The sequence below is a fragment of the Streptomyces sp. R28 genome (assembly GCF_041052385.1).
Taxonomy (GTDB): Bacteria; Actinomycetota; Actinomycetes; order Streptomycetales; family Streptomycetaceae; genus Streptomyces.
In genome coordinates this window covers 3980319-4004720 of sequence record NZ_CP163439.1, presented here as the reverse complement: position 1 = coordinate 4004720, position 24402 = coordinate 3980319, and the positions used below count along the sequence as shown (strand labels likewise).

Below are 24402 nucleotides of genomic sequence, written 5' to 3'. Positions count from 1 at the left end.
CCCCGAGGGACGTACAGGAGAAGCGACATGACCAGGCGTCAGGCACTCCGCCGAGCCGTGCGTCAGGCCAGGCGTCAGGCCGTGCGTGAGGCCCTGCGTCAGGCCGGGCCTCAGCCCTTGACCGCCCCCTGCATGATTCCGCCCACGATCTGCTTGCCGAACAGCAGGAACGCGATCAGCAGCGGCAGTGTGCCGAGCAGGGCGCCCGCCATGATCACCGCTTGGTCGGGGACGTAGCCGGTGCCGAGGGAGTTGAGGGCGACCTGCACGGTCGGGTTCTCCTGGTTCAGGGCGATGATCGGCCACAGGAAGTCGTTCCAGGCGAACACGAAGGTCAGCAGGCCGAGCACGGCCATCGCGGGCCGGGCGGCCGGGAAGACCACGTGCCAGACGACCCGCAGACTGCTCGCGCCGTCCACCCGCGCCGCCTCGATCAGCTCGGTCGGCAGCGCCTGCAGCAGGTACTGGCGCATGAAGAACGTACCGAAGGCCGTGCACAGCGTCGGCAGGATGACCGTCTGGAGCTGGTTCGACCAGCCGAGGTCCGCCATCCACAGATACAGGGGTACGACCGCCAGCTGCGGCGGGATCATCATCGTGCCGATCGTCAGCATCAGCAGGACGCCGGAGAACCGGAACCGCAGCTTGGCGAAGGCGAAACCGGCGAGCGTGGCGAACAGCACCGTGCTGATGGTGATCATGCTCGCCACGATGATGGTGTTGAACATCGCCGTGCCGAGCCCGGCCTCCTCCCACGCCCGCTCCATGTTCTTGAACAGGTTCCCGCCGAACCACAGCGGCGGCGGAGTCTGGGCGAGCCGCTGGTCGGTGCGCGAGGCCGCGATCGCCGTCCACACCAGCGGGGCCAGCGAGACCAGCGCGAAGACGCTCAGCGCGACGTAGGTGAGCGGGCCGGCGTGCAGTTGCTTGCCCGCGCCCATCACCCGGGGCCGCTCGCGCCTGGGTTTCTTGTCCTGCTCGGCCTGGGGAAGTGTCAGTTCGCTCGCGGTCATTGGGACTTCCTCAGCCGTCGGGACACCAGCAGTTGGATCACGGCGACGATCAGCAGGATCAGGAACATCGACCAGGCGATCGCGGACGCCTTGCCGAGGTTGCCGATGATCCAGCCCTGGTCGTACATGTACAGGCCGAGCGTCTGGTACTGGTGCCCGGAGCCGCCCTTCGAACCGCTCACCCCGCCGAACAGCAGGGGCTCACCGAAGAGCTGGGTCGCGCCGATCGTCGAGACGACCACCGTGAACAGGATCGTCGGCCGCAGCTGCGGGATCGTCACGTGCAGGAACTGCTGCCAGCGGTTGGCACCGTCGATCGCCGCGGACTCGTAGAGGTCGGCCGGGATCGCCTGCATCGCCGCCAGGTAGATCAGCGCGTTGTAGCCGGTCCACCGCCAGATCACGATCGACGAGACCGCGAACTGCGAACCCCAGTCGGACTCACGCCAGTTGACGGGATCGATGCCGACGAACTCCAGCAGCCAGTTGATCAGGCCGCCGTCCCAGGAGTACAGCAGCACGAACACCAGCGTCGCCGCCGCCACCGAGGTGGCGTACGGGGTGAGCATCACGACCCGCCACACGGTCGAACCGCGCAGCTTGTAGTTGAGCAGGTGGGCGAGGCCGATCGCCATCAGGAGCTGCGGCACCGTGGAGATCACGCCGATGGTGAAGGTGTTCCACAGCGCGTTCCAGAAGAAGTCCGAGGACAGCAGGTTCTGGTAGTTGTCCAGGCCGGTCCAGGTCTGGCCGTCCAGGTTGGCCAGCTGCACGTTGTGCAGCGAGTACCACGCCGTGTACAGCAGCGGGACCAGCGAGAACGCCCCGAAGATGATGAAGAAGGGGGCGATGAACGCGTACGGCGACGCCTTCATGTCCCAGCGGTACAGCCTGCTGCGCCAGGAATCCGGGCCCGGCGGAGGCGGAGGCGGCGTACCGCGACCGTGCGCGCGGCCGGCCGCGCCCGGCTGGTCACCGGGCGCGGCGTCGGCGCTCGCGGCGTGCGCGAGGGCCTGCTTGGAGCTGGTCACTGGCCGAGCACGTCCTTGATCTCCTCGGACGCCGCGTCCCAGCCCTGGTCAGGGCTCTTGCCCTTCTGCTCGACCTGGAGGATGCCGATGTCGGTCAGCGCGGTGTTGATCGCCTGGTCCTTGATCCCGAAGTACTGCGACGGGATGGTCTTCGCCGAGTCGGAGAAGATCTGCGTGATCGGCGCGTTCGAGAAGTACTCCGTGGTGGCGGCCGCCGGCTTCAGGCTCGAGTACGCCGACGGGGCCGACGGGAAGCTGGCCTGCTTGGCGAACACCTTCGCCTGCTGCTCGGGCGCGGTCAGCCACTTCGCCAGCGCGATGGCCTCCTTCTGGTGCTTGCCCGAGGTCGGCACGCCGAGGAAGGAGCCGCCCCAGTTGGACGCGCTCGGCGCCGCCGCCACGTCCCACTTGCCCTTGCCGGAGTCACCGGACTTCTCCAGGATGTTGCCGATCATCCAGGCCGGGCAGGCCACCGTGGCGAAGGTGCCGTTGGCGAGGCCCTGGTCCCACGGCTTGTCGAACTGCTTCAGCTTCGCCGACATGTCGCTGGTCGCCACGTCCATGGCGACGTCCCAGGCGTTCTTGACGCCCTGCGACTTGTCCCAGTCGACGGTGCCGTCGTCCTTGTAGTAACGCTCGTCCGCGCCGCCGAGGGCCGCGTTGTAGACCGAGGAGGCCGAGTCCACGAACTTGGTGCCGCTGGGCGCCTTCTTCATGTACTCCTTGCCCAGGTCGACGTACTTGCCCCAGTCGCCCTTCCACTGCGCGGCGAGCTTGGTGCGGTCGGTCTCCAGGCCTGCCTTCTCGAACAGGTCCTTGCGGTAGCAGATCGCCATCGGGCCGATGTCGGTGCCGAGCCCGATCAGCTTGCCGTCCTTGGTGGTGGCCTGGGCGTTCTTCCAGTCCAGCCACTGCGACTTGTCGGCCTCCTTGCCGAGGTCGACGAACCTGTCGGCCTGCGTCTCCACGGCCTCCGTGACGTTCATGATCTCGATCGCCTGGATGTCGTCGGCACCGGCCCCGGCCTGCAGCCGGGTGAGGACCTTCGGCCAGTAGACGTCGGTACGGACGGTGACGTTCTCCTTGATGTTGATGTCCGGGTTGAGCTTCATGTACTCGTCGTAGAGGCCGGCCTGCTTGTAGCCGAAGGTGCCGAAGGTGCCGATGGTGAGGGTGGTCTTGCCACCGCCGCCGTTGCCACCGCCTTCCCCCGAAGAGTCGCCGTCCGAGTCCTCGGCGCAGCCGGCGAGCAGCCCTGTCGTCAGCGCGGCGACGGCCGCGAGGGCCATCAGCCTGCGGGACCCGCGGGTACTCGTGCGCATTGCGTCCTCCTGTTGCCTGACGTGCCGACCCCCCGGCCAACTGCACTGTTGGGCCCGTTCGTTGTTGTCGCTGCGGCTCGGGCGGGGAACGTGCGGGATGTGTATGTGTCAGGTACTGTGGGAGCGCTCCCACAGGTGATGAGTTGAAGGTTCGTCGGTCCGGGCGGGGGTGTCAAGGGACTCGGAGCGGAGAGATGCGTTCAGTTATCGGGCCGTTAACTGGAACCACCTGAGCCCGTCCGGCGGTTGAGCGCGAGGCGGTTCAGGCCGAAGCAGCGGTCTGGGGGCGCCGGCCCCCAGGTGGGGTCAGTGCAGCAGACGGGACTGTTAGATTCCAGGCCGGCGTACGGATCGGCGGGAAGGCGGAGCCCATGGCAACCCACGGAGCGCGGGGCCGAAGCGGCGGTCGGCCCACCCTCGAAGAGGTGGCGGCCCGCGCCGGCGTGGGCCGGGGCACCGTCTCCCGGGTGATCAACGGCTCGCCCCGGGTCAGCGACGCGACCCGCGCGGCGGTGGAAGCGGCGGTGGCGGAGCTGGGCTACGTCCCCAACACGGCGGCCCGGGCCCTGGCGGCGAACCGCACCGACGCGATCGCGCTGGTCGTGCCCGAGCCGGAGACGCGGTTCTTCGCGGAACCGTACTTCTCGGACATGCTCAAGGGCGTGGGCGCCGAGCTCTCCGAGACGGAGATGCAGCTGTTGCTGATCTTCGCGGGCAGCGACCGGGAACGCCGCCGCCTGGCCCAGTACCTCGCGGCACACCGCGTGGACGGCGTCCTGCTGGTCTCGGTCCACGCGGACGACCCCCTGCCGGACCTGCTGGCCCAGCTGGAGATCCCCGCGGTGATCAGCGGCCCGAGGTATGCGGCGGAGACCCTGACCTCGGTGGACTCCGACAACTACGGCGGCGCCCGCTCGGCCGTCGAGCACCTGATGTCCCGCGGCCGTACACGGATCGCCCACATCACCGGCCGCCTCGACGTCTACGGCGCCCAGCGCCGCGTCGACGGCTACCGCGACGCCCTGCGCGACGCGGGGCACGGGGCGGACGAGCGGCTGATCGAGGCGGGCGACTTCACGGAGGAGGGCGGCGCGCGGGCGATGAAGCTGCTCCTGGAGCGCTGCCCCGACCTGGACGCGGTCTTCGCGGCGTCGGACGTGACGGCGGCGGGCGCCCGCCAGGTCCTGCGCGAGACGGGCCACCGCATCCCCGAGGACGTGGCCCTCGTCGGCTACGACGACTCGGCCATCGCCCGCCACATGGACCCGCCCCTCACCAGCGTCCGCCAGCCGATCGAGGACATGGGCCGCCGGATGCTGGACCTCCTCCTCGCCGAGATAGCGGATCGCCGGCCGGCGGTGTCGCGGGGACTGGAACGCCCGCAGGAGGTACTGGCGACGGAACTGGTGGTGCGCACGTCGTCGTGAGCGGCCACGCCCTGCTGGACCTCGCCGAGGCCGGCGAGGTGGAGCCGTACCTGCGTTCCGTGGGCGAGGTGCTGCGCGCCTTCCGCGACCAGGACTCGGGCTGTGTGTCGTACGGCGTCCGACTCCCGGACGGTGAGCGCTGGTTCGTGAAGGAGGCGGCGACCGACCGGGCCCGGCGCTCCCTGGACCGCGCCCGGGCGTTCCACCGGGCGGTACGCCATCCCGTGATCGTCCCGCAGCCGCACCGGTTCGCGGTCCGGGGCGGTGGCGGTACGGCGGTGGTGATGCCGTGGCACGCCGGCGAGGTCCTCTGGCGGTGGAGGCCGCGGGACACGTCGCCGTCGACCTCTACGACGGCACGTTCCTGTGCGACTTCGAGGGCGACGAACTCCACCTGATCGACCTGGACGAATACCGCCCCGGCCCGTTCACGCTGGACGTGGACCGGCTCCCCGGCCGGCGACGAGGAGCGGGTCTGGCGGGCACGGCGGCCCAGCCGGCGGTGCTCGACCGGGCCACCGGCACCGACCCCGGCGAACGCTTCGGGAGCGTAAGGGAGTTGGTGCGGGCATGGCGGGCGGCGACGTCACAGGGGTAGCGCCAGCCGCCACCGCGTCTCCCCGTCCTGCTCCTCCTCGGTCGGGGCCAGCCCCGCCGCCGTGGCGACCGCCGCCGAGGCCAGGTGGTCGGGGTGGATGTGGGCGACGACCGCACGGACGGACCGTCGCCCGAGCCAGCTGACCAGCCCCCGCGCCGCCTCCGACGCGAACCCGCGCCCCTGCCACGGCGTGCCGACCACCCAGGCGATCTCGGCGTCGCCGCCCCGGGTGGCCGTGACCGTGGCCTGGACCGTGCCCACGAGACACGACTGCGCGCGCAGCCGCAGCACCCAGTTGCACCAGGAGACGCCCGGGGCGGGAGATCCGGCGACGAGCCGCTCGTAGCGGGCGCGCAGGTCGCGCGGGGAGTGGGGCGTGCCGCCGATGAAGGTGTGCAGCGCCGGGTCCGCCAGGACGACGGCCATCTCCTCGGCGTGCTCGACGCGCAGCGGGAGGAGGTCGAGGCGGGCGGTGGCGAGGGGCTCGGCGTGTACACGGGGCTCGGACATCGTGCGCAGCCTAGGGCCTGCTCCAGGAACGACCGGCCGGTCGGCCGATGTCCTGTGCGGTGTGAAAAAGCTTCAGCCGGTGACTTCGCGATGAAGTCACCGGCTGAAGGCCTGGGGTGAGTGACGGGACTCGAACCCGCGGCATCCTGGACCACAACCAGGTGCTCTACCAGCTGAGCTACACCCACCATGACCGGCGATCGACTCTTGTGGAGTCCCCGACCGGCCGAGAAAAAGTGTACAGGGTCCGAAGGGGTGCTCGCGCACAGGTTTCGCGGCGCCCCTGGGCGGACCCCCGCAGACACCTACTGAGCAGGCAGAACGTGCTTCGCTGCGATCGACTTCGCGGTGTCCGAGTCCGGGCCGGGCTGCGGGACGAAGACGGCCTCGCGGTAGTAGCGGAGTTCGGCGATGGACTCGCGGATGTCGGCGAGGGCGCGGTGGTTGCCGTTCTTCTCGGGGCTGTTGAAGTAGGCGCGCGGGTACCAGCGGCGGGCCAGCTCCTTGACCGACGAGACGTCGACGATCCGGTAGTGGAGGTAGTCCTCCAGCGTCGGCATGTCGCGCAGCAGGAAGCCGCGGTCCGTGCCGACGGAGTTGCCGCACAGCGGGGCCTTGCCGGGTTCCTTCACGTGCTCGCGTACGTACGCCAGGACCTGCTCCTCGGCGTCCGCCAGCGTCGTACCGGCGGCGAGTTCGTCGAGCAGGCCGGACGCGGTGTGCATCTGACGCACCACCTCCGGCATCGTCTCCAGCGCCGCGTCCGGCGGGCGGATGACGATGTCCACACCGTCGCCGAGTACGTTCAGCTCGGAGTCGGTGACGAGGGCGGCAACCTCGATGAGCGCGTCGTCGGACAGCGAGAGGCCGGTCATCTCGCAGTCGATCCACACCATGCGATCGTTCATGCGACCACCCTAAAGCTGACGTCCGCATTTGGGGCGCCCCGCGTTCGTCGTCCTCGAACGCCGGACGGGCCGAGATGCCCGCCCGGCGTCACGAGGTCATGCTCCGCTGCGCTGCCCGGGCAGGGCAGCCCGGCCTCCGACGTACAGCTCGCGCCCGTTCTCCGAGGGCGCGGACGTGCCGACTGGGGCCGGGGTGCGGCGGGTCTGCAGCGGGACCGGGCCGCCCTCCGAGTACGGGGTGGGCGGTGGGCCATGCTGGAGGGCGGGGCCCGACGCGGGCTCCGCGTCCGTCGGCCTCTCGGCCTGGGGGCGGCGCGCACGGTACGCCGCCCGGTACGCGGCCGGCGACGAGCCGAGCTGGCGGCGGAAGTGGCCGCGCAGCGCCACCGGCGAGCGGAAGCCGCAGCGGCCCGCCACCTCGTCCACCGAGTAGTCCGACGTCTCCAGCAGGCGCTGTGCCTGCAGGACCCGCTGGGTGATCAGCCACTGCAACGGGGCGCTGCCCGTCAGTGAGCGGAAGCGGCGGTCGAAGGTGCGGCGGCTCATGTACGCGCGGGCCGCCAGCGTCTCCACGTCGAACTGCTCGTGGAGGTGCTCCAGCGCCCAGGCGACGACCTCGGCCAGCGGGTCGGCGCCGATCTCCTCTGGTAAAGATCGATCGAGGTAGCGCTCCTGACCGCCGGATCGGCGCGGTGGGACCACCAGACGGCGGGCCAGGGCCCCTGCCGCCTCATTGCCGTGGTCCGTGCGCACGATGTGGAGACAGAGATCGATTCCGGCCGCGGTGCCCGCCGACGTCAGGACGTCGCCGTCGTCGACGAACAGCTCTCGCGGATCCACGTGCACCGACGGGTAGCGCTTGGCCAGCGTCGGTGCGTACATCCAGTGCGTCGTCGCTGGGCGGCCGTCCAGCAGGCCCGCCGCGGCGAGGACGAAGGCACCGGTGCACAGTCCGACTATGCGGGCGCCTTCCTCGTGCGCCCGGCGCAGTGCGTCGAGCGCGTCCTCGGGCGGTGGAGACGTGATCGAACGCCAGGCAGGCACGACGACTGTGCCCGCCCGTGAGATCGCCTCCAGGCCATGTGGCGCGGTGAGTTCCAGGCCCCCTGTGGTCCGCAGTGGGCCTTCCTCGCCGCCGCACACCAGCAAGCGGTAGCGCGGCACGCCGGCGTCCTGGCGGTCGATCCCGAACACCGACAACGGTATGGAACTCTCGAAGATGGGGCCGCCGCTGAACAGCAGCACCGCGACGATCTCCTTGCGGCGTCGCCCGGAAAGCTTCCGGGCCGCGGCTTCCGGCGCGGCAGTGGAGTCGTGGCTCATACTGCTAAGCCCCCCTCGGTGGTCGCGGCTCCTCGGTTGTGTCGCTCCTGCACGTTTCCCCTTGGTCCTGCACGAGTCCCCCGCCGTAGACAGTCAAGATCGAATCTACTGTGTCGCGTCGCGCCGAAGTGGCCGGTTCGGCACTCGGCACATTGTCGACTTGGCAACTTGGCGTGAAGCATTCGATCACGAAGCGTTGCACTCACAGGCCGTGCAGGGAAGTGCGCCTTGTCGCAGTGGCCAATCCACGTAGGGTGCGCAGGGCCCCTGAGGCCCTTTCCGTGCAGGTGGAACGGGGGTTGGGGGGTGTTCCGGGGAGGGGATGCATGTGCGCCAGAAGTTGGCTGAAAAGCAGCGTGCCCGTGCGCGGAAACCGGTCAGCCGACCGGTGTATTTCAACCAGTGTGACGTCCGCCTCTATGGGCCCCGGTTCCGGTCCTGTGGTGGCGTCCGCGACGGGAGGGTGCCGGAGGGGTGCGCTCCTCGTCCTTCAGGCGCGCCGCGCCGCGCTCCGACTGACGGAGCAGTAGGCGGCAGACGGCCGTCACGGCGGCGAGGCCGAAGGCCGTGCCCGCGGCCCCGGCGAGGGAGGTTCCGTACCAGAGGAGGACCACGGGAACCAGGACGCAGCTGAAGGCCGCCCAGCGGACCACGTCGGTGGCACTGTCGTCGGAGGGCGTGCGCGGTCCGGGCATCGGTGGGTACTCCCTGGGTTCCCTGGGGCTGAGACTCAAGGGGATCAACGCGTGTTCGAGCGGTCGGTCACTGGTACGGGGCCGTCCCGGCCGCGGACGCACGTGAATCCTGTGCAAACCGCCTGTACACCGCAGCAACCATTGCGTTACGGGCGTCCCCTCGTGCATGCTCCCTGGAACCCGCACCGACCGTGAGTGGGGATCTGGGCTTAAGGAGGCGTGCCGCCGTACCCTTGGGGGTATGGGGTTGGGAAGACCATTCCCGGACACAGCTCCGCCGCACACTGCTGCATCCGTCAGCGAGCCCCGCTCGCGGGCCCACCCATAAAGGATCAATACGCCGAGACAGCCATGGCCGGTCACGAATTCTTCGAACCCGCGGACCGCAAGCGCCAGGTAGCCGACCCGACGGCAACCGATCCCCTGGCGGCGGACGAGTCACGCCAGTCCTGCGACCCCGCCTTCAAGCACGGCGTCGTCGTCGGCTTCGACGGCTCCACCTCCAGCGAGCGCGCCCTTGCGTACGCGATCGGCATGGCCCATCGCTCCGGGTCGGGCCTGATCATCGTCCACGTCGCCAACCGGCTGCCCACCACGGTGTGGGCCGGCTGCGAGCCGCCGGTCTTCGTCGACGTGCCGGACCACCGCACCGAGGTGCTGGGCCTCGAACTCGCCTGCGCCGACTACCTCGCCGAGGTGCCCTGGATCCTGGTCGAGCGCGGCGGTGACATCTGCCACGAACTCGAAGAGGTCGGGCGGGAGTACGAGGCGGACGCGATCGTCGTCGGCTCCACGCACGGCATCGTCGGGCGGATCTTCGGCTCCGTCGCGGGGCGGCTCGCGAAGCGGGCCAAGCGTCCCGTCGTTATCATTCCGTAACTCGCCGTCGTCCCAGGTGAGATGAGGAGTTTGGGGCGCCCCTCTCCCGCGTGCCCCCTTCTGGCGATGTGTGAATTTACTCGCGCGTAGAGGTGTTTGTGCCCTTGTGAAGGGCATATAACGCTCACCGCACAACTGCACATGCATGAAGGGAGCCCGCCGTGGACAATGACGTCTCCGCGGGAAGCGGGACCACTACCGTGGTCGGCCGACTCGCCCTCGGTATCACCCTGTTGGCTTTCGGGCTGGGGTGCACCGACGTGATCGACGGTGTGTCAGCTGCTGACGCCGTATCAATCGCCCAGTACGTGGGCGGAATTGCCCTCTTCGTCGCGGGGCTGATGGCCCTGCGCGACCATGACCCCGCGAACGGGACCGCGTTCGTGGCGCTCGGCGCCCTGTGGTTCACCTGGGCCGTCTCTGCCGACGCGGCCGTCTCCGACAATGCGGCGGGGCTGTTCCTGCTGCTGTTCGCCCTGGTGGCGCTGTCCCTCACGCTCGCGGGTGGGGACCAGCTCGGGCAGGGGGCGTACGGGTTGTTCTTCGTGTCCCTGGTGCTCATGGCGATCGCCCACTTCGCCGGCAATGGCGGGCTCAGCAAGGTCGGGGGCTGGTTCGCCGTCGCCGCGGGTGCGGTGGCCTGGTACGCGGCGACCGCGGCTGTGGCCCACTGGCCGACCGCACTTCCGCGACGCGCTGCGGGCCGGGGAGTGACGGCCACCGGTTAGCTGCGCCGGCTGGGGAGTTGGGCGGCTCCCCGGCGATATGAGCGGACCCCCCGTGAATGGTGGCATCACGTGGGGGTCCGTTCCTGTTTCGGTGGCCTCTGCGGGTGTGTGGGGGTTGCTCGCGCAGTTCCCCGCGCCCCTAAAAGCCAAAAGCCTCTACTCGACCGTCACCGACTTTGCGAGGTTCCTGGGCTTGTCGATGTCCCGGCCCAGGGCCAGGGCCGTGTGGTACGCGAGGAGTTGGAGGGGGAGGCCCATCAGGATCGGGTCGAGTTCGTCCTCGTTCTTCGGGACCACGAGCGTCTGGTCGGCCTTCTCCTGGGGCTGGTGGGCCACCGCGAGGATCTTGCCGCTGCGGGCCTTGATCTCCTCCATGGCGGCGCGGTTCTTCTCCAGGAGGTCGTCGTCGGGGACGATGGCGACCGTGGGCAGGGCGGGCTCGATCAGGGCCAGGGGGCCGTGCTTGAGCTCGGAGGCGGGGTAGGCCTCGGCGTGGATGTAGGAGACCTCCTTGAGCTTGAGGGAGGCCTCACGGGCGACCGGGTAGCCCCGGACGCGGCCGATGAAGAGCATCGAGCGGGCGTCGGCGTACTGCTCGGCCAGCTTCTTGATCTCCGCCTCCTGCTCCATGATCTCGGCGATCTGGGCGGGGAGCTTGCGCAGGCCCTCGATGATGCGCTTGCCGTCGCGGACGGAGAGGTCGCGGGTGCGGCCGAGGTGAAGGGCCAGCAGCGCGAAGGCGACCGTGGTGTTGGTGAAGCACTTCGTCGAGACGACGCAGACCTCCGGGCCCGCGTGGACGTAGATGCCGCCGTCGGCCTCGCGGGCGATCGCGGAGCCGACCACGTTCACGACGCCCAGGACCCGCGCGCCCTTGCGCTTCAGCTCCTGGACGGCGGCGAGGACGTCGTAGGTCTCGCCGGACTGGGAGACGGCGATGTACAGGGTGTCGGGGTCGACCACCGCGTTGCGGTAGCGGAACTCCGACGCGGGCTCGGCGTCCGCGGGGATGCGGGCCAGCTCCTCGATCATCTGGGCGCCGATCATGCCCGCGTGGTACGAGGTGCCGCAGCCCAGGATCTTCACGCGGCGGATCTGGCGGGCCTCGCGGGCGTCCAGGTTGAGGCCGCCGAGGTGCACGGTGGAGAAGCGGTCGTCGATGCGGCCGCGCAGGACGCGGTCCACGGCGTCGGCCTGCTCGTGGATCTCCTTGTGCATGTAGGTGTCGTGGCCGCCCATGTCGTAGGACGCCGCTTCCCACTCGACCGTGGTGGGCTCCGCCGTCGTACGGGTGCCCTCGGTCGTGTAGGTGCGGAAGTCGTCGGCCTTGAGGGTGGCCATCTCGCCGTCGTCCAGCGTCACTATCTGCCGCGTGTGGGCCACCAGCGCGGCGATGTCCGAGGCGACGAACATCTCCTTCTCGCCGATGCCGAGGACGACCGGGGAGCCGTTGCGGGCCACGACGATGCGGTCCGGGAAGTCGGCGTGCAGGACGGCGATGCCGTACGTGCCCTCGATGAGGCCGATGGTCTCGCGGACCTTGTCCTCCAGCTTCGTCGCCTGCGAGCGGGCGATGAGGTGGACGAGGACCTCGGTGTCGGTCTCGGAGAGGAACTCGACACCGTCCGCCTCCAGCTTGCGGCGCAGGTCGGAGGCGTTGTCGATGATGCCGTTGTGGACGACGGCGACCTTGCCCTCGGCGTCCAGGTGCGGGTGGGCGTTCACGTCGGACGGGGCGCCGTGGGTGGCCCAGCGGGTGTGGGCGATGCCGGTCGTGCCCTTGAAGCGCGCCGGGACCTTGGCCTCCAGGTCACGGACCCGGCCCTTGGCCTTGACCGTCTTCAGGCCGCTCGTCCTCGGCGAGGTGACGGCGATGCCGGCCGAGTCGTAGCCGCGGTACTCCAGGCGCTGCAGGCCCTCCAGCAGCAGAGGAGCGACGTCACGCTTCCCGATGTATCCGACGATTCCGCACATATATACGTATCCCTCAATTCCGTGAGTGGCGGCTCAGCGGTGGTCTCAGCCGTAGACGATGCGGCGCAACTGTCTGAGCGTGAGCTCCGGCGGCGCCACCGCCCGGTACTTCAGGTCCGCCTCGATCCGTTCGAAGATCGCCGCGTTCACCAGGCCCTGGGCCTGCAGCTCGCGGTGGCGGCGACGGACGTAGTCCTCGGTCGTCTCGTCGAAGTAGGCGAGCACGTCCTGGATCACGCGCAGCGCCTCGCCCCTGCTGAGGGGCGTGGACCGCGTCAGATGATCAACAAGTTCGTCGTGCACCCCGTAGATCCTGGGGTACCGGCGACAGTTTCGCAAGAATCCTGCCCGATTTCGGGCAACCGCCTGGTAATCGGCTGTGGAAGCTCTTGGAAGAACATTGAGGGTCTCATGGGGGCCTGTTCCGGAGCTGTCCATGCGTCGGCCCGCATCCCGTTGCCTGAGGGGACGAGTTTCGGACGCCATGGACATTCCTCGCATGGGAGTACCCCAGCAGCTCGCCGAGCACATGAGCATGGCCGAGCAGCACGAGTACCTGCGCGCCAGATTCTCGCGGCGCACGATGATCAGAGGCGGCGCCGTCACGCTGGGCGCCGTCGCGGGTGGCGCGTTCGTACCGGGTGCCACCGCCCAGGCCGCCGTACCGACACAGAGCACCGTCCCGGCCACCGAGACCGTCGACGGGGCCCTCGTCGCCCCCTTCGGCCGCCACCTCGCCTACGGCAACGACGCGCGCACCGAGATGACCGTCTCCTGGCAGGTCCCGGTCGCCGTGAAGAAGCCGTTCATCCGGATCGGCGCCCACCCCTGGGACCTCTCCCGCAAGATCGAGGCCGAGGTGCGCACCCTGTACACCCCGGCCGGCGTCGGCGCGAGCGCCGACCACACGCAGTACTACGTGCACGCCAGGCTGAGTCACCTGCGCCCCGGCCGGACGTACTACTACGGCGTCGGCCACCAGGGCTTCGACCCCGCCGAGCCGCACCTGCTCGGCACCCTCGGCACCTTCACCACCGCCCCCGCCCACAAGGCGCCCTTCACCTTCACCGCCTTCGGCGACCAGGGCGTCAGCTACCACGGCCTGGCCAACGACAGCCTGCTTCTCGGCCAGAACCCGGCCTTCCACCTGCACGCCGGCGACATCGCGTACGCCGACCCGTCCGGCGCCGGCAAGACCGCCGACACCGGCTTCGACTCGCGGGTGTGGGACCAGTTCCTCGCCCAGACCGAGTCGGTCGCCAAGTCGGTCCCGTGGATGGTGTCGTACGGCAACCACGACATGGAGGCCTGGTACTCGCCCAACGGCTATGGCGGCGAGGAGGCCCGCTTCACGCTCCCCGACAACGGGCCGGACAAGAAGAACCTGCCGGGCGTCTACTCCTTCGTCCATGGCAACACCGCGATCATCTCGCTGGACCCGAACGACGTCTCCTTCGAGATCCCGGCCAACCTCGGCCTCTCCGGCGGCACCCAGACCAAGTGGTTCGAGGCGCAGCTGAAGAAGTACCGGGCGGCCAAGGACATCGACTTCATCGTCGTGTTCTTCCACCACTGCGCGTACTGCACCTCCACGGCGCACGCCTCGGAAGGCGGCGTGCGACAGGAGTGGGTGCCGCTGTTCGAGAAGTACACGGTCGACCTGGTCATCAACGGGCACAACCACCAGTACGAGCGCACCGACGTCATCAAGGGGAACGAGGTCGCCAAGAAGCTGCCGATCGGCGGCACGGCGTACCCCGAGACCGAGGGCGTGGTGTACGTGACGGCGGGTGCGGCGGGCCGCAGCCTGTACGCGTTCACGGCGCCGGACTCGTACGAGGGGCACGAGCACGAGCAGGACTCCGTGGCCTCGTTCGTCAACCTCAAGGACGGCAAGCAGAACGAGACGGTCGCCTGGTCCCGGGTGCGCTACCTCAACTACTCGTTCCTGCGCGTGGACGTCCAGCCCGCGCCGCGGGGCCGGTACGCCACGCTGAAGGTCCAGGGCATCGCCGAGACGGGCGACCGGATCGACCACTTCACGGTGGCCCGCAGGGCCAAGTAGGCCCGTACGCGCGCTACATCCGCTTGAGGACGGCCTGCTTGGCCATCGTGAACTCCTCGTCCGTCAGCACGCCCGTGCGGTGCAGCTCGCCGAGTTCGCGCAGGCGGCGCAGGAGGGCGTCGTGGTCGTCCTCGGCGGAGGCGACCGGAGCGGAAGGCAGTTCCGGTCGCGCGTCCGGTACGTCTGTGGCGCCGGCCCTGGCCGGGTGCGGGAGGCGGGCCTGGACCGCCGCCGCGACCAGGGCCATCAGCGGATCCTTCTTGAAGCCCCACAGCTCCACCGAGTTGGCGTCGTACTTGGGCGGGGCCTTGGTGGGAGCGTTCCGGACGGTGAAGCGGAGGTAGCCGTTCTCCAGGCCCGCCGCCGGATGCCACTCCACGGACGCGATGTCGGTCAGCGTGAGGGAGCGGGTGCCGGCGGCGGCCTTGGCGTCCTCCGCCTTCCAGTTCCACTCCAGGCGGACGTGGTCGCCGTCGAAGCCGGCGGTGCCGTCCCCGGCGGAGACCGACAGCGGCAGGGAAGGGCCCGGCAGCAGGTACGCGTCGACCGGGTCGGTGGGAACCTCGTCGAGCAGCAGGGCGCCTCGGACCTCGTCCACGAAGTACTCGGCGACGCCGTAGCGGTCGGACTCGACGAGCAGCTGGTACGGGTCGTTCGGCTCGGTCAGCCGGCCGCCCGTGGCGTGCAGCAGCGGGTCGGCGCCGTCGCGCAGCCGCAGGCGCAGCCGGCCCGCCTTCTTGCCCTGCTCGAAGGAGACACCGGCCAACGCAACCAGCGGGACGACGAGTTCACCCAGCGTCTTGCGGAACAGGCTGACGTTCTTGTCCCGTCCGGGGGTCAGCCGCAGTGCGTCGCCGTCGAAGACCCACGTGCCGTCCTTCTGGATGATTTCCGCCATGGGGTGGATTGTTCCACCAGTCTCACGAGAGAGTGGTCCAGACCTCTTGGAGCGCAACGGCTCATGGAAGGGACAGGCTTGTGAGAGACGGCTGTGCCAGACCGCGCCACAGAACGTTTCGCCTTCTCGGTTCCCTGCTGCTGGTCGCGACGGGCGCCTCGGTGACAGGGGCCGCCCCCGCACACGCGGCACCGCCCACCCCACTCGACCGGGTGGTCCCCGCGCCCGCCTCGGTCGCCCCGGGCGGATCCCCCTACCGGATCACCCGCGCCACGCACATCCGCGTGGACGACTCCCACGAGACGCGCCGCGTGGGCGAGTACCTCGCGCACGTCCTCCGCCCCTCCACCGGCTACCGCCTCCCCGTCACCACCCACGGTGCCGGCGGAATCCACCTGCGCCTGGCCGAGGGCCCGTTCGGCGCCGAGGGCTACCGCCTCGACAGCGGCCGCAAGGGCGTCACCATCACCGCCGCGGGGTCCGCCGGCCTCTTCCACGGCGTCCAGACCCTGCGCCAACTCCTCCCGGCGGCCGTCGAGAAGGACTCCGTCCAGCCCGGCCCCTGGCTGGTCGCGGGCGGCACGATCAAGGACACTCCGCGCTACGGCTGGCGCGGCGCGATGCTCGACGTCTCCCGGCACTTCTTCACCGTCGACCAGGTCAAGCGCTACGTCGACCAGCTCGCCCTGTACAAGATCAACAAGCTGCATCTGCACCTCAGCGACGACCAGGGCTGGCGCATCGCCCTCGACTCCTGGCCGCGCCTGGCGACCCACGGCGGCTCGACGCAGGTCGGCGGCGGCCCCGGCGGTCACTACACCAAGGCCGACTACAAGGAGATCGTCCGCTACGCCGCCTCCCGCTACCTGGAGGTCGTCCCCGAGATCGACATGCCCGGCCACACCAACGCGGCGCTGGCTTCCTACGCCGAGCTGAACTGCGACGGCGTGGCGCCCCCGCTCTACACCGGCACCGAGGTCGGCTTCAGCTCACTCTGCGTCGGCAAGGAGATCACGTACGACTTCGTGGACGACGTGATCCGGGAGCTGGCCGCGCTCACGCCGGGCAAGTACCTCCACATCGGGGGCGACGAGGCGCACTCCACCAGTCACGAGGACTACGTCACGTTCATGGACCGGGTGCAGCCGATCGTCGCCGAGTACGGCAAGACGGTGGTCGGCTGGCATCAGCTGACCGGGGCGAACCCCTCGCGGGGGGCTCTGGCGCAGTACTGGGGGCTGGACGGTACGAGTGCCGAGGAGAAGGCCCAGGTCGCCGAGGCGGCGCGGAACGGGACCGGGATCATCCTGTCTCCGGCCGACCGGATCTACCTCGACATGAAGTACACGGCCGACACTCCGCTGGGGCTCGACTGGGCCGGGCTGGTCGAGGTGAAGCGGTCGTACGACTGGGATCCGGGCAACTATCTGCCGGGGGCGCCGGCTTCGGCGATCCGGGGGGTGGAGGCTCCCCTGTGGACGGAGACGCTCAGCAAGTCGGCCGATGTCGAGTACATGGCGTTCCCGCGGCTGGCGGGGGTGGCTGAGCTGGGGTGGTCGCCGGCTGCCGCGCATGACTGGGACGCCTACAAGGTGCGGCTTGCTGCGCAGGCTGAGCGGTGGGAGGCGTTGGGGATCAGCTACTACCGATCGCCTCAGGTTCCTTGGTGATTCGTAGGCGCGCGCACGCCACGGACACATAGACGTGCACCCCCGGGGGACCGTACCCCGGGGGTGCACGCCTGTCTGAGGGGCCCTACAGCCCTGCGATCGGGTTCTTCAGGTTGCCGACCAGCTGCAGTGCGCCCGCCGGGTCCGCGAGGTCGACCATCTGCTTGTTGTTGCGCAGCTGGAGGCGGTTGAGGCAGGAAAGCGCGAACTCGGGGGCGAACATGTCGTACTGCTTGAACTTGTCGGCGAGTTCGGGCACCGAGTGCTGGTAGTCCCGGGTGACCTCGGCGACCGTGCGCCAGAAGTCGTCCTCCTCCAGGATCCCCTCGGCGGCGAGGTTCGCGGCGAGGAAGCGGAAGAAGCAGTCGAAGACGTCCGTGAAGACGGACAGGAGCTTCTTGTCCTCCGGGACCTCCACGCGCAGCCGCTCGACCGTCGGCGGCAGCACCGCGTCCGGGTCCATGACGGCGATCTCCTCGGCGATGTCCTTGTAGATCGCGCGCTCGACGACGCCGTCCTTCAGAACGAGGATGACGTTCTCGCCGTGCGGCATGAAGACCAGGTCGTAGGCGTAGAAGCTGTGGAGGAGCGGGGTGAAGTAGGCCTTCAGGTAGCGGCGCAGCCACTCGGTCGGCGTGCGGCCCGACTGCTGGATCAGCGCGCCCGCGAAGGACGCGCCCTCGTGGTCGACGTGGACGAGCGAGGCCATGGTGGCCAGCGACTCGTCGTCCTTCAGGGACGACACCGGGCTCTCGCGCCACAGCGCGGCCAGCATCTTGCGGTACGGCGAGTAGCGGTCCGTCGCCGCCTCGTACTCCAGGTGCCGGTAGCCGACGGCGGCGCGCTCGCGGATGATCGACAGGCCGGTCTCCCGCAGCACGGGGTCGTTGTCGATGAGCTGGGCCAGCCAGTCGTTGATGGCCGGGGTCGCCTCCATGTACGCCGCCGAGAGGCCGCGCATGAAGCCCATGTTGAGGACGGACAGGGCCGTCTTCACGTAGTGCTTCTCGGGGCTCGACCGGTTGAAGAAGGTCCGGATGGACTGCTGGGCCAGGTACTCGTCGTCGCCCTCGCCCAGGCAGACCAGGTGCTTCTGGGCAACCTCGGCGGCGAAGGTGACGGTGAGCTTGTTCCACCACTGCCACGGGTGGACCGGGATGAAGAGGTAGTCGGAGGGGTCCAGGTCCTGGTCGCGCAGGACGCCGTGGAAGCGGTCCACGGTCTCCTCGCCCAGCTCCTGCCGCACGAAGGACTCGTACTCGATGCCGACCCCGGCCGTGAACGCGGCGCGCGAGTGGTGGGCCGCCAGCCAGACCAGGCGGACCGGGCTCGCGGTCTCGGGGGCGTACGACAGGTACTCGTGGATGCCGAAGCCGAGCCGCCCGTTGTTGGCGACGAAGCAGGGGTGGCCCTCGGTCATGCCGGTCTCGATGGCCTGGAAGTCGGACCTGACCAGCTCGGCGACCGGGACCTGCGGCTTGGTGAGCTTGTAGCAGGTGCCGGAGAGGGTGGAGGAGATCTCCTCCAGGTAGACGGGCAGCACCTCGTCGCTCAGGCCCAGGGACTTCTGGAGCTCGATGAAGAAGTCCAGGGCGGCGAGCGGGCGTTCGGCCCCGTCGCGGTGGCGGTTGATCGACTCCGCGTCGACCTGCCAGTGGTCGAGGGCGTGGAGCGTGGCCGTGAAGGTGTAGCGCGTCAGGCCGTCGTCGCTGCGGACGACGTATCCGCCGTCGCCGGTGGCCTCCGGCGTGATGAGGCGCTCGTGGGCGAACTCGGCGAGTGCCTTGCGGATCAGGAGGCGGTTGGCCCGCGCCCAGCGGTGGGGGGACAGATGCGCTACGGCGTCGGACAGGGTCATACGGCTACTCCTCGGGCGGCCAGGCGGTGCCTGTTGAAGAAGCGCTCGCGCGTGCAGAAGCTCAGCAGCGCGCGCTTCTCCGGCTTGTCGATCTCACGTACGGGCACGAAGCCGACGGCCTCGTTCAGGGCGTGCACGGCCTTGTTGCTCACGTCGGGCTCGACCACGACCCGCCGGGTGTGCGGGTCGGCGAACAGCTCGTCCATCACGGCGGTGATGACGGCCCGGGTGAAGCCGCTGATCGGCCGGTCGGTCGGTGCTACCAGGAAGTGCATGCCGACGTCCCCGGGCTCGGGGTCGTACAGGCCGACCAGCTCCAGGTACCGGGGGTCGTACTTCTCCATGAGGAAGGCCGGTTCGCCGTCGTGCAGGCCCAGGTAGGCGTGGTGGTGCTCGTGGGCGGCGATCCGCATGTACTCGCGCTCGACGTCCTGCAGTTTGGCGTCCTGCATCATCCAGAAGGCCGCCTTGGGGTCGGTGACCCAGCCGTGCAGCAGCTCGGCGTCCTTCAGGGGGTCCAGCGGGCGGAAGGTGAACGTGCCGATGCCTGTGGTGCTCATACGGAGAACTCCTGGAACGCGATCGTCTTCTCGACCGGGTAGTACTCGGTGCCGAGCAGCTCGCGGATGATGTACGCGTTCCGGTACGGGCCCATGCCCAGGTCGGGGCTGGTGATGCTGTGGGTGTGCACGCCGGCGTTCTGGAGGAAGATCCCGCGGCCGGTGACGTCGACGGCGTAGTTGCGGGCGACGTCGTAGTTGCCCTGGGAGTCGTAGACCAGACGGTCGCGCACAGGCTTCAGGAACTCGGGCTCGGCGTACTTGTAGCCGGTGGCCAGGACCAGGCCCTGCGAGTCGAGCGTGAAGTCCTTCTCCTGCTCCTCCTGGCGCAGGGACAGCGTGTACGTGCCGTTCTCGTACGCCACGCCGTTCAGCGCGGAGTTGGTGAGCAGTCGGGTGGGGACCGGTCCGCCGAGGTTCTTCTGGTAGAGCAGGTCGAAGATCTCGTTGATCAGGTCGCCGTCGATGCCCTTGAACAGGCCCTTCTGCTGGGCGGTGAGGCGGTAGCGGGTCGCCTCGGGCAGCTCGCGGAAGTAGTCGATGTACTCCGGGGACGTCATCTCCAGCGTGAGCTTGGTGTACTCCAGCGGGAAGAAGCGCGGGGAGCGGGTGACCCAGTTCAGCCGGTAGCCGTGGACGTCGATCTCGCTGAGCAGGTCGTAGTAGATCTCCGCCGCGGACTGCCCGGAGCCGACCAGCGTGATCGACTCCTTCTTCTGCAGCTCCGCCTTGTTCTGCAGATAGCGGGAGTTGTGGATGAAGTCGCCGCCCAGGCCCTGGCAGGCCTCGGGTATGTAGGGCGGGGTGCCGGTGCCGAGGACGAGGTGACGGGCGCGGTAGGTGTCACCGGCGGCCGTCCTCACGACGTACAGCTCGGCCCCTTCGTCGTACGTCACCTCGGTGACCGTCGTGCCGAAGCGGACGCTGCTCAGCTTGTTCGCGGCCCAGCGGCAGTAGTCGTCGTACTCGACGCGCAGCGGGTAGAAGTTCTCGCGGATGTAGAACGAGTACAGCCGGCCCTTCTCCTTCAGGTAGTTGAGGAAGGAGTACGGCGACGTCGGGTCGGCGAGGGTGACCAGGTCCGACATGAACGGGGTCTGCAGGTGCGCGCCGTCCAGGAACATGCCCGCGTGCCACTCGAAGTCGGGCTTCGACTCCAGGAAGACCCCGTCGAGCTCGTCGATGGGCTCGGTGAGGCAGGCCAGGCCGAGGTTGAAGGGGCCGAGCCCGATGCCCACGAAGTCATGGGTTCTGGTCGGGTTTTCAGGACGCGCGGTCAAGGGACTCTCCCAGGTACTGCTCGGCGTGGCCGGCGATCAGGTCGAGGACGGCGGCGATGTCTTCGGTCGTCGTCTCGGGGTTGAGCAGGGTGAACTTCAGGTAGTGACGGCCGCCCACCTTGGTGCCCGCGACCACCGCGTCGCCGGAGGCGAACAGGGCCTTGCGGGCGTACAGGTTGGCGCGATCGATCTCGGCGGGATCGGTGACGGCCGCGGGGATGAAGCGGAAGACCAGGGTGGAGAGGGTCGGCTCGACCACGACGTCGTAGCGGGGGTCGGCGGCCAGTAGCTGCCAGCCCTCCACCGCCAGGTCGCAGACCTCGTCGAAGAGCTGACCGATGCCGTCGGCGCCCATCACCCGCAGCGTCATCCACAGCTTCAGGGCGTCGAATCGGCGGGTGGTCTGCAGGGACTTGTCGACCTGGTTGGGGATGCGCTCGGTGACCATGCGGCGCGGGTTGAGGTACTCCGCGTGGTAGGTGGCGTGGCGCAGGGTCGAGGCGTCGCGGACCAGTACGGCGGAGGAACTCACCGGCTGGAAGAAGGACTTGTGGTAGTCGACGGTGACCGAGTCGGCGCGCTCGATGCCGTCGATACGGCCCCGGTACTTCACGGAGGCGAGCAGTCCGCAGCCGTAGGCGGCGTCGACGTGCATCCAGGTGCCGAACTGCTCGCACAGCTCGGCGATCTCGGGCAGCGGGTCGATGGAGCCGAAGTCGGTGGTCCCGGCGGTGGCGACGACCGCCATGGGGACGAGGCCGTCCTTCTTGCAGCGCTCCAGCTCGTGGGCGAGCGCGACGGTCTGCATGCGCTTGTCGTGGCCCACGGGGATGGAGACCACGGAGTCCTGGCCGAGGCCCAGCAGCTTCGCGGACTTCTTCACGCTGAAGTGGCTGACCTCGGAGGCGAAGATGCGCAGTTTCGCGAGGGAGTCGGACTTGGCCTCCTCGCGGGCGAGGAGCAGCGCCTGGAGGTTGGACTGGGTGCCACCGGAGGTGAAGACACCGTCGGCGTTCTCGCCGAGGCCTATTCGGGCGGTCGTCCAGTCGATGAGCTTGCGCTCGATCAGGGTGCCGCCGGCCGACTGGTCCCAGGTGTCGAGGGAGGAGTTGACCGCGGACAGGACCGCCTCGCCGAGCACGGCCGGGATGACGACCGGGCAGTTGAGGTGGGCGAGGTAGCGGGGGTGGTGGAAGTAGATCGCGTCCCGGAGGTAGACGTCCTCCAACTCGTCCAGGACCGCCGCGGAGTCGAACAGCGGCTTGTCGAGGTCGATCGCGTCGATGGCGGGGGCGAGGGCGTCGACCGTGACGCCGGTGAACGGACGGTCGGTGGCGGCGAGTTTGGCGGCCACCCGCTCGATTCCTTCGGTCACGGAGCGGCGGTACTGCTCCGCGGTCGTGTCGTTGAGCAGGTGCGAGCGCATGGGGAGGTCCTCCGGTGGGGACGGGCCGTGAAGTGCGGGGTCCGGCGTGCAACTTAGGTTAGCCTAACCTAAGTTCCTGTGGGTCAGGTAGCCCCAAGGGTGACTACGATCACTTGGGTCGCAGTGGCCGCCCGATCGCCTTGCTTTCAGGGGCTGTTACCGCTTGAGGGCTCTTACCGCCCGGGGGGGGGGAGTTACTGCTGAGGGGCTGTCACTCCCGCTCGCGCAGCTGCTCCTCGCTCAGCCCCTGCCTCCAGTACCCCACGAAGGTGACCCGGCGGCGGTCGACGCCACGCTCACCGACGAAGTGCCGGCGCAGCGCCTTCACGCACCCGGACTCGCCCGCGATCCAGACGTACGGGCGCTCGGCGGCGGGGAGTCGGGCGGCCCGGATGGCGTCGAGGGCCATGGGGGACCCCTCGGCGCGCGCCTCCTCCTGGACCAGCCAGGTGATCTCGGCGTCCGCCGCGGTCACCAGGTCCTGGATGTCCCGTGCGTCGTGAACCTCCAGCCACACCCGGGCCCGGGTGCCGGCCGGCAGGGTTTCGAGGATGGCGGAGACGGCGGGCAGGGCGGTCTCGTCGCCCCAGATCACCACGAGGTCGGTGTCGTCGGCCGGCCGGAACCGGATCGCCCGGTTGTCGGCGACCGCAGGTCCGAGCAGCAGGACGCGGTCACCGGCGGCGGCTCGGGAGGCCCAGCGGGAGGCGGGGCCGGCGGGGGTGGTGGCGCCGGGCTCCATGCCATGCAGCACGAAGTCGATGTCGATCTCGTCGGGGTTCCGACGGAGGGCGCGGAGCGTGTAGGACCGCATCACGGCCCTTACGTCGTCCGGCAGTTCACGCCACCCCTGCCACCAGCCGTCACCGAGCTCAAGGGGAACCTGCGGCTCGCTCTGCCCCGGATGCGGCAGGAATAGCGACAAGGACTGGTCACACCCGTCGGAGAAGAAGTGCGCCAGCTCCTCCCCACCGAAGCTGACCCGGACCAGGGACGGACCGAGCCGCCTCGTCCGTACGACCTGGAGGGAGAAGAAACGGAACGGGGCGGCTACGGCGGTGGTCATGGGGTAACTCCTGAATCGACGTCAGGGGTGCCAACCTCAGGGGCGCGGGGAACTGCGCGGCCGGCCACAACGGACGCGCAGTCGCCCCACGACCTCAAGTGGCTCTTTCTCAGGCGAGCTTCTTGGCCTTCTCGATGGCCTCGGCAAGGCTCGTGAGAAGCGGCGTGCACTTGTCGTACGACAGAATCGGCTCGGGCGAGCGCGCGATGACCTGCCCGGCCTTCACCGCGGGCAGCTTCTTCCAGGTCGCCTCGGTGATGTCGGCCGGCTGGATCGTCGAGGAGCGGTCGTCCATCATGATGATGTCGGCCGGGTACTTGTCGACGTTCTCCCAGCTCAGCGACTCGAACCAGCCGCCACCCTCCTTCTTGGCGCTCTCCGGCGGCTCGACGAAGTTCACGCCGAGGGCCTTGAAGTACTCCAGGTCGATGGAGAGGTTGGTGCCGGAGACGTAGAAGATGTCCTGGCTGGCGGAACCGGCCATCACCTTGATCTCGGGGCGGGCCTTCGCGGCCTTGCGCAGCCGCTCGGCCGCCGCCTCGAAGTCCTTCTTGGACTGGGCGACCTTGTCGGCCTTCATGTCCGCGCCGAGGGACTCGGCCAGCTCCCACATCCGCTCCAGCGGCTGGGTCAGCTGGCGGTCGTAGACGGAGATGGCGGCGCTCGGAGCGAGCTTGGCGATCTTGTCCTTGGAGGCCTCGGGGACGTACCAGAGGGTGCCGGCGCTGTCGAAGGTCGTGGAGATGAGGACCTCGGGGGCGAACGCCGCGTACTGCTCGACGTTGAACTGGTCCCAGACGTTGCCGAAGACGGTCAGCTTGCTGACGTCCATGTCGCCGGCCTGGACATCGGCCTTGCCGTCCTGCGTCTTGGTCGGGCCGAAGACGCCCTTGATCTCGATGCCGTAGTCGTGGAGGGCGGCCGCGACACCGACGAAGGCGACGATCTTCGTGGGCACCTTGTCGAGCTTCACGGTGGTGCCGCGGTCGTCCTTGAACGTCCAGGGGCCGGACTTGGCAGCGGTCGTGGCCTCGCTGGAGCCCTCGTTTTTCGCGTCGTCGTCTCCGCAGGCCGCGAGCACGGCCCCGAGACCGAGGGCGCTGCCCGCGGCGAGGATGCCGCGGCGGGTGAGGTGGGTAGCTCTGGCGTTGGGCATGGCTACGCTGCTTTC

At 69.3% G+C, this 24402-nt stretch carries 23 protein-coding genes and 1 tRNA gene; 7 read left to right on the top strand and 17 right to left on the bottom strand.

Going from position 1 to position 24402, the window contains the following annotated elements:
* Positions 1-110: 110 nt before the first annotated feature.
* From AB5J49_RS17650 to AB5J49_RS17640, 3 genes are read right to left on the bottom strand one after another with little or no spacing between them, the layout of a single operon-like run.
* The gene (locus AB5J49_RS17650) at positions 111-1013 is read right to left on the bottom strand and encodes a carbohydrate ABC transporter permease (RefSeq protein ID WP_369169589.1); all 903 of its coding nucleotides are present in this window, start codon (positions 1011-1013) and stop codon (positions 111-113) included.
* Positions 1010-2044: a carbohydrate ABC transporter permease gene (locus AB5J49_RS17645; protein ID WP_369169588.1), complete on the bottom strand. Its 1035-nt coding sequence runs from the start codon at positions 2042-2044 to the stop codon at positions 1010-1012. The genes AB5J49_RS17650 and AB5J49_RS17645 overlap by 4 nt, the downstream gene beginning before the upstream one ends.
* Positions 2041-3366, bottom strand: a complete 1326-nt coding sequence (locus tag AB5J49_RS17640; RefSeq protein WP_369169587.1) for an ABC transporter substrate-binding protein — start codon at positions 3364-3366, stop codon at positions 2041-2043. The genes AB5J49_RS17645 and AB5J49_RS17640 overlap by 4 nt, the downstream gene beginning before the upstream one ends.
* Positions 3367-3737: 371 nt before the next feature.
* Here AB5J49_RS17640 and AB5J49_RS17635 point away from each other — a divergent pair, with 371 nt between their 5' ends.
* Genes AB5J49_RS17635 through AB5J49_RS17625 form a run of 3 tightly spaced genes read left to right on the top strand, consistent with a single transcriptional unit; the run spans position 3738 to position 5391 of the window.
* Complete coding sequence (locus AB5J49_RS17635; protein ID WP_369169586.1) at positions 3738-4793, top strand: LacI family DNA-binding transcriptional regulator; 1056 nt, start codon at positions 3738-3740, stop codon at positions 4791-4793.
* On the top strand, positions 4790-5191 hold the full coding sequence (locus AB5J49_RS17630; RefSeq protein ID WP_369169585.1) for a hypothetical protein: 402 nt from the start codon (positions 4790-4792) through the stop codon (positions 5189-5191). Before AB5J49_RS17635 ends, AB5J49_RS17630 begins: the two co-directional genes overlap by 4 nt.
* Positions 5110-5391 (top strand): hypothetical protein, encoded by a 282-nt coding sequence (locus AB5J49_RS17625; protein WP_369169584.1) that lies wholly within the window; start codon positions 5110-5112, stop codon positions 5389-5391. The genes AB5J49_RS17630 and AB5J49_RS17625 overlap by 82 nt, the downstream gene beginning before the upstream one ends.
* On the opposite strand, the gene AB5J49_RS17620 is transcribed toward AB5J49_RS17625, so the two are convergent.
* From AB5J49_RS17620 to AB5J49_RS17600, 5 genes are all read right to left on the bottom strand, one after another.
* A complete protein-coding gene (locus AB5J49_RS17620) occupies positions 5380-5901 on the bottom strand; it encodes a GNAT family N-acetyltransferase (RefSeq protein WP_369169583.1) in 522 nt (173 codons plus the stop codon). The genes AB5J49_RS17625 and AB5J49_RS17620 overlap by 12 nt on opposite strands.
* 112 nt (positions 5902-6013) lie before the next feature.
* Positions 6014-6089, bottom strand: a tRNA-His gene (locus AB5J49_RS17615).
* Positions 6090-6206: 117 nt separating this feature from the next.
* Entirely contained in the window at positions 6207-6809 is a 603-nt protein-coding gene (orn, locus tag AB5J49_RS17610) for an oligoribonuclease (protein WP_369169582.1), read from the bottom strand.
* 96 nt (positions 6810-6905) lie between these two features.
* Positions 6906-8132, bottom strand: coding sequence for a GlxA family transcriptional regulator (locus AB5J49_RS17605; RefSeq protein WP_369169581.1), 1227 nt, complete (start codon positions 8130-8132; stop codon positions 6906-6908).
* 395 nt (positions 8133-8527) lie between these two features.
* Positions 8528-8827 (bottom strand): hypothetical protein, encoded by a 300-nt coding sequence (locus AB5J49_RS17600; protein ID WP_274239171.1) that lies wholly within the window; start codon positions 8825-8827, stop codon positions 8528-8530.
* A 351-nt stretch (positions 8828-9178) separates the two neighbouring features.
* On the opposite strand from AB5J49_RS17600, the gene AB5J49_RS17595 reads away from it, so the two are divergent.
* Positions 9179-9706, top strand: coding sequence for a universal stress protein (locus AB5J49_RS17595; protein WP_369169580.1), 528 nt, complete (start codon positions 9179-9181; stop codon positions 9704-9706).
* Positions 9707-9867: 161 nt separating this feature from the next.
* Positions 9868-10434: a GPR1/FUN34/YaaH family transporter gene (locus AB5J49_RS17590; protein ID WP_369169579.1), complete on the top strand. Its 567-nt coding sequence runs from the start codon at positions 9868-9870 to the stop codon at positions 10432-10434.
* Positions 10435-10590: 156 nt separating this feature from the next.
* Here AB5J49_RS17590 and glmS read toward each other — a convergent pair whose 3' ends face one another.
* Together glmS and AB5J49_RS17580 are read right to left on the bottom strand one after the other, a co-directional pair.
* On the bottom strand, positions 10591-12408 hold the full coding sequence (glmS, locus tag AB5J49_RS17585; protein WP_369169578.1) for a glutamine--fructose-6-phosphate transaminase (isomerizing): 1818 nt from the start codon (positions 12406-12408) through the stop codon (positions 10591-10593).
* 45 nt (positions 12409-12453) lie between these two features.
* A complete protein-coding gene (locus AB5J49_RS17580) occupies positions 12454-12711 on the bottom strand; it encodes a hypothetical protein (protein ID WP_055521645.1) in 258 nt (85 codons plus the stop codon).
* A gap of 196 nt (positions 12712-12907) precedes the next feature.
* Here AB5J49_RS17580 and AB5J49_RS17575 point away from each other — a divergent pair, with 196 nt between their 5' ends.
* Positions 12908-14473 (top strand): fibronectin type III domain-containing protein, encoded by a 1566-nt coding sequence (locus AB5J49_RS17575; protein WP_369169577.1) that lies wholly within the window; start codon positions 12908-12910, stop codon positions 14471-14473.
* Between the two features lie 13 nt (positions 14474-14486).
* Here the strand turns inward: AB5J49_RS17575 and AB5J49_RS17570 are convergent, their stop codons facing one another.
* Complete coding sequence (locus AB5J49_RS17570; protein WP_369169576.1) at positions 14487-15371, bottom strand: DUF4429 domain-containing protein; 885 nt, start codon at positions 15369-15371, stop codon at positions 14487-14489.
* Between the two features lie 80 nt (positions 15372-15451).
* Here AB5J49_RS17570 and AB5J49_RS17565 point away from each other — a divergent pair, with 80 nt between their 5' ends.
* Positions 15452-17041 (top strand): beta-N-acetylhexosaminidase, encoded by a 1590-nt coding sequence (locus AB5J49_RS17565; protein WP_369169575.1) that lies wholly within the window; start codon positions 15452-15454, stop codon positions 17039-17041.
* Positions 17042-17126: 85 nt separating this feature from the next.
* On the opposite strand, the gene AB5J49_RS17560 is transcribed toward AB5J49_RS17565, so the two are convergent.
* From AB5J49_RS17560 to AB5J49_RS17535, 6 genes are all read right to left on the bottom strand, one after another.
* Positions 17127-18899 carry an IucA/IucC family siderophore biosynthesis protein gene (locus AB5J49_RS17560; protein ID WP_369169574.1) on the bottom strand — a complete coding sequence of 591 codons (1773 nt, stop codon included), beginning with the start codon at positions 18897-18899 and terminating at the stop codon, positions 17127-17129.
* Positions 18896-19459 (bottom strand): GNAT family N-acetyltransferase, encoded by a 564-nt coding sequence (locus AB5J49_RS17555; RefSeq protein ID WP_369169573.1) that lies wholly within the window; start codon positions 19457-19459, stop codon positions 18896-18898. The genes AB5J49_RS17560 and AB5J49_RS17555 overlap by 4 nt, the downstream gene beginning before the upstream one ends.
* Positions 19456-20739, bottom strand: a complete 1284-nt coding sequence (locus AB5J49_RS17550) for a lysine N(6)-hydroxylase/L-ornithine N(5)-oxygenase family protein (RefSeq protein WP_369169572.1) — start codon at positions 20737-20739, stop codon at positions 19456-19458. The genes AB5J49_RS17555 and AB5J49_RS17550 overlap by 4 nt, the downstream gene beginning before the upstream one ends.
* Complete coding sequence (gene desA, locus AB5J49_RS17545; RefSeq protein WP_369169571.1) at positions 20723-22165, bottom strand: lysine decarboxylase DesA; 1443 nt, start codon at positions 22163-22165, stop codon at positions 20723-20725. The genes AB5J49_RS17550 and desA overlap by 17 nt, the downstream gene beginning before the upstream one ends.
* Positions 22166-22376: 211 nt before the next feature.
* A complete protein-coding gene (locus tag AB5J49_RS17540; RefSeq protein WP_369169570.1) occupies positions 22377-23231 on the bottom strand; it encodes a siderophore-interacting protein in 855 nt (284 codons plus the stop codon).
* Positions 23232-23340: 109 nt separating this feature from the next.
* The gene (locus tag AB5J49_RS17535) at positions 23341-24387 is read right to left on the bottom strand and encodes an ABC transporter substrate-binding protein (protein ID WP_369169569.1); all 1047 of its coding nucleotides are present in this window, start codon (positions 24385-24387) and stop codon (positions 23341-23343) included.
* Positions 24388-24402 lie beyond the last annotated feature (15 nt).

What these genes read in the sequence shown, in the direction of transcription:
- AB5J49_RS17650 (WP_369169589.1), bottom strand. Translation starts at nt 1,013, where the DNA reads ATGACCGCGAGCGAACTGACACTTCCCCAGGCCGAGCAGGACAAGAAA.
- AB5J49_RS17640 (WP_369169587.1), bottom strand. Translation starts at nt 3,366, where the DNA reads ATGCGCACGAGTACCCGCGGGTCCCGCAGGCTGATGGCCCTCGCGGCC.
- AB5J49_RS17635 (WP_369169586.1), top strand. Translation starts at nt 3,738, where the DNA reads ATGGCAACCCACGGAGCGCGGGGCCGAAGCGGCGGTCGGCCCACCCTC.
- AB5J49_RS17620 (WP_369169583.1), bottom strand. Translation starts at nt 5,901, where the DNA reads ATGTCCGAGCCCCGTGTACACGCCGAGCCCCTCGCCACCGCCCGCCTC.
- orn (WP_369169582.1), bottom strand. Translation starts at nt 6,809, where the DNA reads ATGAACGATCGCATGGTGTGGATCGACTGCGAGATGACCGGCCTCTCG.
- AB5J49_RS17605 (WP_369169581.1), bottom strand. Translation starts at nt 8,132, where the DNA reads ATGAGCCACGACTCCACTGCCGCGCCGGAAGCCGCGGCCCGGAAGCTT.
- AB5J49_RS17600 (WP_274239171.1), bottom strand. Translation starts at nt 8,827, where the DNA reads ATGCCCGGACCGCGCACGCCCTCCGACGACAGTGCCACCGACGTGGTC.
- AB5J49_RS17595 (WP_369169580.1), top strand. Translation starts at nt 9,179, where the DNA reads ATGGCCGGTCACGAATTCTTCGAACCCGCGGACCGCAAGCGCCAGGTA.
- glmS (WP_369169578.1), bottom strand. Translation starts at nt 12,408, where the DNA reads ATGTGCGGAATCGTCGGATACATCGGGAAGCGTGACGTCGCTCCTCTG.
- AB5J49_RS17575 (WP_369169577.1), top strand. Translation starts at nt 12,908, where the DNA reads ATGGGAGTACCCCAGCAGCTCGCCGAGCACATGAGCATGGCCGAGCAG.
- AB5J49_RS17570 (WP_369169576.1), bottom strand. Translation starts at nt 15,371, where the DNA reads ATGGCGGAAATCATCCAGAAGGACGGCACGTGGGTCTTCGACGGCGAC.
- AB5J49_RS17560 (WP_369169574.1), bottom strand. Translation starts at nt 18,899, where the DNA reads ATGACCCTGTCCGACGCCGTAGCGCATCTGTCCCCCCACCGCTGGGCG.
- AB5J49_RS17555 (WP_369169573.1), bottom strand. Translation starts at nt 19,459, where the DNA reads ATGAGCACCACAGGCATCGGCACGTTCACCTTCCGCCCGCTGGACCCC.
- desA (WP_369169571.1), bottom strand. Translation starts at nt 22,165, where the DNA reads ATGCGCTCGCACCTGCTCAACGACACGACCGCGGAGCAGTACCGCCGC.
- AB5J49_RS17540 (WP_369169570.1), bottom strand. Translation starts at nt 23,231, where the DNA reads ATGACCACCGCCGTAGCCGCCCCGTTCCGTTTCTTCTCCCTCCAGGTC.
- AB5J49_RS17535 (WP_369169569.1), bottom strand. Translation starts at nt 24,387, where the DNA reads ATGCCCAACGCCAGAGCTACCCACCTCACCCGCCGCGGCATCCTCGCC.